This window comes from Persicitalea sp. (assembly GCF_041751555.1).
Taxonomy (GTDB): domain Bacteria; phylum Bacteroidota; class Bacteroidia; order Cytophagales; family Spirosomataceae; genus Persicitalea.
In genome coordinates this window covers 17,388-27,379 of record NZ_JBGSXF010000301.1, presented here as the reverse complement: position 1 = coordinate 27,379, position 9,992 = coordinate 17,388, and the positions used below count along the sequence as shown (strand labels likewise).

5 protein-coding genes and 1 pseudogene are annotated in these 9,992 nt (G+C 51.2%); 1 reads left to right on the top strand and 5 read right to left on the bottom strand.

The features are described 5' to 3' along the window. The 5 genes and pseudogenes from ACEW8P_RS10820 to ACEW8P_RS10800 form a co-directional block, all read right to left on the bottom strand. Positions 1-281 (bottom strand): annotated as a pseudogene (locus ACEW8P_RS10820) (amino acid permease); the annotation flags it as partial. 196 nt (positions 282-477) lie between these two features. After that, positions 478-1,446 carry a hypothetical protein gene (locus tag ACEW8P_RS10815; protein ID WP_373513097.1) on the bottom strand — a complete coding sequence of 323 codons (969 nt, stop codon included), beginning with the start codon at positions 1,444-1,446 and terminating at the stop codon, positions 478-480. A gap of 108 nt (positions 1,447-1,554) precedes the next feature. Beyond that, positions 1,555-2,484 carry a COG2958 family protein gene (locus ACEW8P_RS10810; protein WP_373513096.1) on the bottom strand — a complete coding sequence of 310 codons (930 nt, stop codon included), beginning with the start codon at positions 2,482-2,484 and terminating at the stop codon, positions 1,555-1,557. Positions 2,485-2,576: 92 nt separating this feature from the next. After that, positions 2,577-5,801: a S41 family peptidase gene (locus ACEW8P_RS10805; protein WP_373513095.1), complete on the bottom strand. Its 3,225-nt coding sequence runs from the start codon at positions 5,799-5,801 to the stop codon at positions 2,577-2,579. Positions 5,802-5,939: 138 nt separating this feature from the next. Beyond that, positions 5,940-8,999 (bottom strand): SusC/RagA family TonB-linked outer membrane protein, encoded by a 3,060-nt coding sequence (locus ACEW8P_RS10800; protein WP_373513094.1) that lies wholly within the window; start codon positions 8,997-8,999, stop codon positions 5,940-5,942. A 158-nt stretch (positions 9,000-9,157) separates the two neighbouring features. Between ACEW8P_RS10800 and ACEW8P_RS10795 the strand changes: the two genes are divergently transcribed. Continuing rightward, positions 9,158-9,988: a DUF1080 domain-containing protein gene (locus ACEW8P_RS10795; RefSeq protein ID WP_373513093.1), complete on the top strand. Its 831-nt coding sequence runs from the start codon at positions 9,158-9,160 to the stop codon at positions 9,986-9,988. Positions 9,989-9,992: the final 4 nt, after the last annotated feature.

Here is a 9,992-nt window from a genome sequence, read left to right as displayed (position 1 = left end):
AAACCCGCGTAGTCGCCAAAGGCCCGCTGCGCGTACACGTACCAGGCCCCTGCGCGGGGTACCGAAGTACCCAGCTCGATGGTACATAAAGTACCCAGCAAAGCATACAAACTCACCGCTGCCCACAAGCCCATGATGAGCCACGGATCACCGAGTTGCTCGGCGATGGGGCCGGGCTTGCGCAGAATGCCCGTACCAATGGTACCGCCAATGGTGACGGCGATGCCGAAGCCGACACCCAGGATTTTGAGTAGTTCGTGGCGGGGAGCGGTTTTTTGCATGGAGCGATTTGCGGAGGAGGGATTTTTCCGAAAGTAGGGAAAATTTGGGAACAGAGGGTAGTTTGTGCGGGTTTCTTGAGTTTTGTTCGAGGGTCCTGTTGTAATCGAGAGGAGATGCGACCACAAGTGGGCTGTGCAGGCAGTGTTGAAAGAAATTTAAGCGACTGGGTAAAAAATCATTCGAAGGCCCACTGTTTCATGGCTGTCTGCACCGATTTTTGATTATTTCTAGAATGTTTTCCTGAATGTCCCGCATGATCAGTTGGCTCCAAAAACCGCTGTAAAAGTTGAAGCGAGTCGAAAGCCGGAATTGCGAGCTGAGGTGCAAAAGGATTTTGCCATCGTCCAATTTTTCGATCTTATAGCGGCCCTCCAGTACGTCGAAATACTGGCCACCCACCATCACGTGTTCGTCCAGCGCGGCGGGCGGAATCGAATTTGGGTCGGCCTCGATGCTGAAAGCCAGCGTTCGTAAAGGCTGCATTTGGGTGACGGTTTCGGTGAAAAAAAGTCCCCGATCAAAGATGGCTTTCCTGACGCCACCCACTGCCACGGTGTCGAGCTCAGCCTCCAACGGCCTCGGGAAACCCATGAACTGAAAGAGCGACGGCTTGTTTTCGCTTTCGGTAATCGGCCTGACGCGGGTAAGGTTTTGCCAGACTACCTCGTCCGGGGCGTCGATTATGATCGACGTGTGTTCAGAAAATATCTTTTCGTCAAGTTTGAATTGACTTTCAATCGGGGCAAACACAAAGGGAAGCGCCAGCAGGATAGAAACCAAGACTTTGTTGCGGTTTCTCTTGAAAATATTTACACCGATCAGCGCTCCCAGCAAAGCCATGCAAGCAAAAATGGGCAGTGCCATCAGAGCGCAAATGAAGCCTTCCCAGCCGATTAAAACCGATATTCCCACAAATCCAATGACAGCAAATAAAGGCATGATAAGACTGACAATCTTCCCTGGTTGCTTGATGGTGTCATTGCAGTAAGCGGCGATTAACCCCATTGCGAAAGGCACCAAAAACAGAAACGACTTGGTCATCAATTCGCCAGCGTGGATGTAGCTCTGTAAATAATCAGGCTCTAATCCGAATATGCCGCGGGCCAGGAGTCCGTAGGCGACTCCGTACAGCAAGCCTTTCCAGTTTTTGGCGTTTTTGATCATTCGGGTTTATTTTACCAACTTCCGTGCTAGGATTCGCTCAATCAAAAACTTGCGTCACTATCATCGTTATCGGTCTTTGAGAGGGTACGAACCGCTCACAAAGTGACATTACCTTTTCCTTTTCAGAAGTTTTATCAACTCTTCCGGTTCGAAAACTTTATCATATTTTTCTTTGCGAATTTCATTACTCGTCAAATCATTTTTTATCCTTTTCAGAAAATCTTTAAAATCCTTGTTGAGTGTCAATTTATTAACGGTTTCCCAATCCAAATTATCTCTTGTTCTGGCTGGTAAAATGACTTCTGACGAAAGCGGATTTTCAATATCTAGTTTAATTATACCGATGCCAAAGGAAGTAGAAAGTCTGGTTAATTCACTAAGAAAATCCTCATTGTTTGATATTTCGGCCGCTACCAAATAGCTTTCATTCGCCCAAGAAGAGTTCGATACTGTTTGAAAGAAATTTTCTCGTAGCGATCCCAAATTTAGCTCTCTCTTTAACTCGAAAGATTTGATTTTTATCGAATTGTTTCCAACACTGGAACTCAAATTTAAAACCTCAGTACTCCATTCACCAATTGGAAAGTTGCAACCTACTACATCAGGATGAACCCATTCGCCAAACTCTTTCTTGTTTGACTTAGAGTGATTTATAGTCTTGGTATAGCATTTTAAGTGATAGTAAGCAAAATGAACTAGAAATGGATGCAAGTCTTTCTCAAGATATTGAATTTTGGATTTTTTGTCTGGAATTTCCTCGGTATTTTCCGTCGATTCTATTTTTTCCAGATCAAATAAACTAGCCTGTTCTTTCAGATAAAAGCGCTTCGGTCTTTTTCCCACCACAGCGAACGGCGTCTGAAAATTATCTCTTTCATTTACGTATATTTGAGCTCCCAGGGTAGCCCAAGGAGTTTTTCCCTGACTATTTAGTTGAGAACTATATCCTTTATTCTCGGCGACCCTCCATATTTCATTTGCTGTCAAAGGAATTTTTTCTTCTCTTAGCACTCTTTCTGCAAGTTCTATAAATGTCATCGTAAAGTATTTTGAATTTCGTTTTTATCGGCCATCGGGCGAACACATAGGTTCGCCCATACAAGAATTCGACTGCACTGAATGATGATTCTTTACTCCAATTCCGCCATCAACACCTCCACTGCCTTCTCCAACTGCGCATCCTTGCCTTTGCTAACATCTTCGTAGGCATTCCAAACCTTTACGTCCGGCTCAGTCTGGGAATTTTCCAGATACTGACCATTCATGGCCTTCACGCCCAGCGGGGGTACCCCCCAGCGGAGGGTGTTGTCCTGCAAACTCTCCCAACCCGCGAAGGTGCAAGTGCCGGGGACGGGCTGTCCGATGAGTTTGTTGATCTTCTGATCCTGCACCATGAAGGCGTAGCAGTGGCCGTCGGAGTAGTTGGCTTCGTTGGCCAGCGACACGCTAGGCTTGGTCCAGCGGAAATTGGGTTCGTAGCCGTTGGAGCGTTTATCGGTGGTATAGTCCATGAACTTCTTGCCGCTGAGGAACATGGCTAGATCAGCCACCAGGTCGCCGCCGCCGTTGAAGCGGGTGTCGATCACGATGCCCTTTTTACCCGCGTATTTACCCATGATTTCCTCGTAGGTCGTGCGGTAAGCCCCGTCGTTCATGCCCGGAATGTGGACGTAGCCCAGGGTACCATTGCTCATTTTCTCCACTTCCTCCTGATTCCGCTTCACCCAGCGGGTGTAGAGTAGGCGGCTTTCTTCGGAGGGCTTGATGGGCTTCACCACGATGCTGCGGCGTTTACCGTTTTCCAGCAACGTGAGCAGCGTGTTTTGGTCAGCCTTGCGGTTGAGGTACTGCGCCAGATCGCGGTCGGGGGCGATGGTTTCGCCGTCGATGGCTACGATGACCGCGCCGGACTGCACGTCGAAGCCCGCCTTGTCCAGCGGCCCGCCCTTGACGACCTCTGTCACGCGGATGCCGTTGCCGTTGTAATCGTAATCGTAAAAAGCGCCCAGCGCTGCCGTGGCGTCGTCGGTGGGTTTGGACTCGTTGTAGCGCGCGCCGCTGTGGGAGACGTTCAGCTCTCCCAAAAGTTCGCTGAGCATCTCGGCAAACTCGAAATTGGTGCCGATGGAGGGCAGGTATTTCTCGTAATCAGGGCGGTAGCTATCCCAGTCCACGCCGTGCATACTGGCCGTGTAGAAAGTCCCCTTAGTCCGCCGCCACACGTGATCGAACATGAACTGCCGCTCGGCGGCCAGATCCACCATCATCTCACCGTTGATTTTGATGGTTTCCTGCTTGGATTTTTCGGGGTCGATTTTCAGGATTTTACCGTCGGCGTTCAGGAAAATATTCTTTTGCTCTTTGTCCCAATCCATCGTGCCGCTGCCCGAATTCATCGCCAGCACCTGCTTGGTTTCCTTGGTGCGCAGGTTGGTACTCCAAAGGTTGTAGCCCTTCTCGAACTTGGCGAGGTAGTACAGTGTCTCGCCGTCTTTGCTCAGCAGCGCGTCGGCCAGGCTCGACGAGTGAATCGTCAGCTTTGCCTTGCGCCGATCCAGCCCGTCCCAGTCGATGGCGACGGTGCTGTCTTTGGCCATTTTCTTCTTATCCGTCGAGTCTTTTTTGGTCGAATCACCCTTCATGGCTTTTTCGATATCCTTAGCCAAAGTCGCCTCCTCCTTACTCATGTTGAAATCATCGAACGCCTTTTGGGTCAGGAACAAAGCGTAAACGTCCGCCTGTGAACCACCGCTCTGCGCCTGACTGCGCAATCCATCGCGGTTGCTAAACCACAATAGCTGCTTGCCGCCCTGCACCCATTTGGCTTTGTAATCCTGAAAACCGTTTTCGGTCAGGTTCACCACTTTGCCCTTGCCGTCGGCGGCGATCAAACCGATTTCGCCGCTGGCGATGCCGGGGACGCTGTAATCGAAGGCCAGCCATTTGCCGTCGGGACTCCATTGGAAGTACTGGTCGTTGTCGCGCATCGAGAACAGCTCCTGATCGGTGAGCAGCGTGCGGGACTTTTTGCTCTCGATGTTATAGACTTTCAACGTCATGCGATCCTCGATGTAGGCGATTTCCTTGCCATCGGGCGAATACACGGGCTGGTAGTTCTCTTTTTTGTCTTCGATGATTGCCTTTTCCTTCAACACCGTGGAGGCGTAGAAGTAGGGTTCCTCCTTGCGGTCGATGCGGGTTTCGTAGATGTTCCAGCTATTGCCGCGCTCGGAGGCGTAAATCAGCGCCTTACCATCGGGCGAAAAACTCACTTCCTGCTCCTGCTCGGGCGTGTGGGTGATGCGCTTGGTCATTCCGCCCTCCACGGCGGTCACGAACACCTCGCCGCGATAGACGAACGCCACTTCCTTGCCGTTGGGCGACACCGCCATGCCGCGCGCGTTGCCGCTCACGGCCATGACCTTCTCATTATTGTGCCGGGCGTCGGACGCGATTTGTACGTTGACTTTCTGCGGTTTGGCGCCGGGTTTTAGGGTATATAGCTCACCATCGTAGCTGAAACACAAAGTACCGTCATTGGCGCGGCTCAGGAACCGGACGGGATGTCTTTTGAAGGAAGTCAGCGTTTCGACGGTCGCCGGATTATCTACTGCAAAACGATGCACATTGAACGAACCCTGCCGCTCGCTGAGGAAGGTGACGGTCTTGCCATCATCGCTCAGAATCGGGTTGCGGTCTTCCCCGGCGAAGGTCGTGAGTTTAGTATGTTTGCCTGACTTGGTGTCATACACCCAAATATCCCGGGCGATGGAAGAAGTATGATGCTTGCGCCAGGCGTTTTCGCCGCCTTTTTTGTCGTGGTAGAGCATTTTGCTGCCGTCTTTGCTGTACTTTACATCCTCAGCGGGCGTACTGAATACCTGCGCCACGCGTCCACCTTTGACCGCAACTTTGTATAACTCCGGCTGCGAACCCGTCGGAAACTGACGGTTGGCCGCCAAGTCCTGCCGCGCCGCGCCGAAGAGCACCTCCTTGCCATCGGGCGTAAAATCGTACGGTAATTCATCCGCCGAATGGAACGTCAGCCGCTTCGGCTCGCCGCCCGTGGCGGGCATCACAAAGACATCGAAATTCCCGTAGCGATCCGACGCGAAGGCAATGCTCTTGCCGTCCCGCGACCACACAGGCATATAATCCTGCGCCTCGTGCAGCGTGAGGGGCATGGCGTTGCCGCCCGTGGCGGGGACTTTCCACAAGTCGCCTTTGTAGGTAAAGACGATGGTGCTGCCGTCGGGGGAAATGCTGGGGTAGCGGAGCCAGGTGGGGGCGGTTTGGGCGTGGGTGGCGAGTGCGGTGGTGAGTATGGCCAGGGAAAGCAGGAAGAGTTTTTTCATGGAAAAACAGGTAATGGTTTTTTTACTTTGTAAACAAAAGTAGAACAGTAAGGACGAGTTTACAATGAATCGAATATTACCCGCCAGACTTAAAAGTATGAAAAGCCGTCTCAACAATTTCTTCTATTAGGCTTTCAATCAAAAAGTAATGTCCAGGCCAAAACTGACAATCTTCTGTTGTGGATAATAATATCCCAATGCACTGCTGGCTTCGGGGTCATATATTTTCAGCCGATCGAATGTAAGTAGATTATACCCGCTGACGTAAAGTCGGAATCGGTTCAAACCGATCTTATTGATCAGATCGGTTTGAACAGCGTAGCCCAATTCCAGATTTTTCAGGCGTATGTAGTCGGTACTTCGCAACCAGTAGTCATTTCCATTAGAATAGTATTGGTCGTTTCGGTTGGCAATTCGCGGATGCACGCTGCTTGGAATATCAATCGACCAACGATTTTGGTAAATATCCAGCAAATAGTTGCCAATAGTTCCCGACTCCCCCGTACTGATGAATTGCTTCGCTCCCGCCGAACCCTGAAGCAGGATATTCAAATCGAAATTCCTATAGCGGCCGTCCAGCGTGATTCCACCTTGGAATACGGGCAGGTTGCTGGTCTTCAGTCGAACGCGGTCGTCGGGCGTAATTTTCTTGTCTCCGTTGACATCTTGGTACTTCATATCGCCGGGCCGTATTTGCTTCACCAGTGCCGAATAATTCAACGGGTTGGCATTGATCTCCGCTTGATCTTTGAATACGCCATTGTACTTATAAACAAAGTAGGTATTGATGGGTTTGCCCGTCGAACGTTGCCAATCCGGGGCGCCCGGTGCTTCGTCCTGGAAGATAATTTTATTCCGGGCGTAGCCGCCGTTGATTCCAAATGTGACAGGCAGGTTTGTGCTTCGATTACGGTAGAAAACACTAAACTCCCAACCCTTGTTGGCTATTTCGGTAATTTTTTCTTCGGGTAGCCTGGGGCCTGGTTCATAGGTTAGGGTCTTAGTATGAGGGTTGGAAAAAATATCGACTTCGAAGGATATTCTATCATTAAGAACACGCCCTTCCAATCCCAGATTATACGTGGGGCTAGGTAAATAATACGCTATCGGAGGGGAAGAAGCATTACTGATGGGAGAAAGATTGAAATTCGACGATGGATCGACCGCCGATTGGTCGCTCCCTAAAATTCCCGCTGAACCACGAATTTTCAAGAAAGTCATGGTGGGAAGCGCTTGTTCCCAGAACTTTTCTTCCGAAACGATCCATCCCAGCATCAACCCATAAAACAGACGGTAGCGATCCTCAGCGGGAAGAATATCGGAGCCGTCGTACCGCCCTTGTAATTCGATGAAGTACTTGTCCTTGCAGCCGTAACCCAGCTTGCCAAAGTAGCCATTGCGCGAGGTTTCCAAACTGCCTCCTGAATTGTCTTTTGCTTTGTCACCTCCGGCAAAAAGCTGATCCAAAGCCGTAGAAATGAAGTATCGGCGATAAGCCGTGAAGAAACTACGCTTGGCTTTATAGCGCTCGGTACCCGCCAGCAGACCAAACATATGCCCACCCAGCGTTTTGTCGTAAGAAATAACTAGACGAGGTGTGATATTAAGCTGTTCGGCTGTCCCGACCGTGAGGCGGGGATCTTCCGGGCCGCGTTGGGCGGGTGTCAGCTTGGGTGTCAAGCCATCCGACTCAAAGCCGTTTCCGCGATAATACAAGGTCCAGGGGATTTCCCAACGCTTGGTATCCCTACTGAAATTGTCAATAGCTGCCTTGACGGTCATTTTCAGACCCTCCACGCCGGGGACTTTGACAACGAGCGAACCCGTCGCCTGCACGTAGTTACGTTTGTCTCGATCGTAGCCAATCTGATTCGTAGAAATAACCACCGGATTTTCACCGTTTTCGATGTCGGGGCCTGGCAACCCGTTGGGCCAGTAGGCGGGTTGCTGTGGTTTGCCACGCATCAACATTCTGAAAACGGTACTGGCAGATCTGGGTGAGTAATTTCGTGCCTCCTGACGACCCAGCATATCCAGCGATAGATCAATATGCTTGTTGACAGCAGCATCGAGATTGATACGCAAATCGTACTGCTGATATCCGGTGGCCGAGCTGCGGTAGTAGGCATCCTGATTCAAATAACCAAGCGAAGCCAGATACTGGAAATTCGTAGTGCCCCCAGTTAGCTGTATCCTATGCCGCACTTGCGGAGAATTCCTTTTTAGGGTAGCCCCAAACCAATCGGTATTTGGGTGTCCCCACGGATCGGAGTTATCGCGGTATCGTGCCAGGTCTCCCGGGGAGTAGGGGGCTTCCAGTATCGCGCCATTGGGTCGATTGTAAACGCCCGTCGATTGATAGGCTCGTTGGGCGGCTTCCCATTCTGCTGCAGGCAGGCTGTTGTAGATATTCAGCTCATTCAGCATACTGGTGTACTGAGCGGCATCGGCCAGTTTGGGAATAACCGTAGGGTTGCTGAATCCTTGATTGAACGAGTAGGTTAGCGTGGGCTTGCCGATTTGCCCCCGACGGGTAGTAACGAGAACGACGCCATTAGCTACGCCATACATCGCGGCCGAGGCATCCTTCAGTACTGTAATGCTCTCGATGTCTGCCGGGTTGAGCCTATCCAGGCCCCCGAAACGGTTAGGGATACCATCCACGACGATCAGTGGACTATTGTCGGCCAACGTATTGATGCCCCGCACAAAAAGTAAAGCCCCATCGTTGCCAGGCTCACCACTTGGATTGATTACCGTGAGTCCCGGCAATCGCCCTGCCAGCGAAGCGGATAAATTCAGGGCGTGCGACCTTACCAGTTGAGACCCTTTCTCCGTGACGATAGAACCCGTTATCTGCTTTTTCTCCTGCTTGCCGTAAGCAACCGGCACTTCTTCAATTGGAGCGTCGTTTTCAAGTACCAATTTGATATACAAAGAACTACGTTTAGTCGCCATCCGCTCCTGAACCACGTAGCCGAAAGCTGAGAAAATCAGTTCCCCATTTTGCTCCGGCACATTAAGGGAAAACTTCCCGTCGCGGTCGGTGGTCGTACTGATATTGGTTGATTTTACTGCAACTGTCGCTCCTTGCATCGCTTGTCCGCGTTCGTTAGCGACCGTACCAATTATCGTAGTTTGCGCGAAGGCTATTTTTATACAAAAGAGGAAGAAAAGCGAGAGATAAATTTTCGGCATATTGGCTTTGTTTCTCGAAAGTTTTAGGATGTTTAGATTTTTCTTTCATCCTTGTAATAATAGGAGAAGATGTCCTGAACCCGGCCCAGCCGAACGTGGACAGGGCAAAACGCGAGCCTGGTCGCGCCTTCCTGTAACTCCCAAAAATAGTTATTTCCATGAAATACAGCGTCATTTCCACTTTCGCCCGCTTCACAATCTTTGCTTTCTCAACCCTCACTGCCCACGCCCAAACCCCCAGGCAAATCCTGAAAAACCACGGCTGGCAGCGCCAGCAAACTACCCTGCTGCTCAGCGAGAAAAACTTCGACGGCTGGTACACCTTCCTGCACGACCAGGGCCGCGACCGGGACCCCGACCACGTTTTTACGCTCGACAACGGCGTCCTCCACATTACGGGGGCGGAGTTTGGTAGCCTAACTACCGAGCGCGAATACGAAAACTACGAGCTGACTCTCGAATACAAATGGGGCAACGCCACCCACGCACCCCGCGCGGATGCCGCCCGCGACAACGGCGTGTTCATTCACTCGGTGGGTAAGGACGGGGCCTACGCGGGCAACTGGATGCACGCCATCGAGTGCCAAATTATCGAAGGCGGCACGGGCGATTTTCTGGTAGTTGGCGACGGTTCGGATGATTTTGCCATGACTAGCCCGGTAGTTTCAGCGGCCAAAGCGCCCTATTACTTTAAGCCCGACGGCGATACCGTCTCGATTCACCGCGGGCGCATCAACTGGTACGGCCGCGACCCGACCTGGAAGGATGTGAAGGGTTTTCGCGGCGCAAAAGATCTCGACAAACCGCTGGGCGAGTGGAACCGGATCAGGATTCTGGCGATAGGGGAGGAGGTCTATTACTTTGTCAACGGTGGGCTGGCCAACCACGCTTTGCACGTGAAGCCCGCCAAAGGACGCATTCAGATTCAGTCCGAAGGGGCGGAAATTTTCGTTAGAAAAGTGGAAATGACGCCTTTGGTGCGCAAGTAGAAGT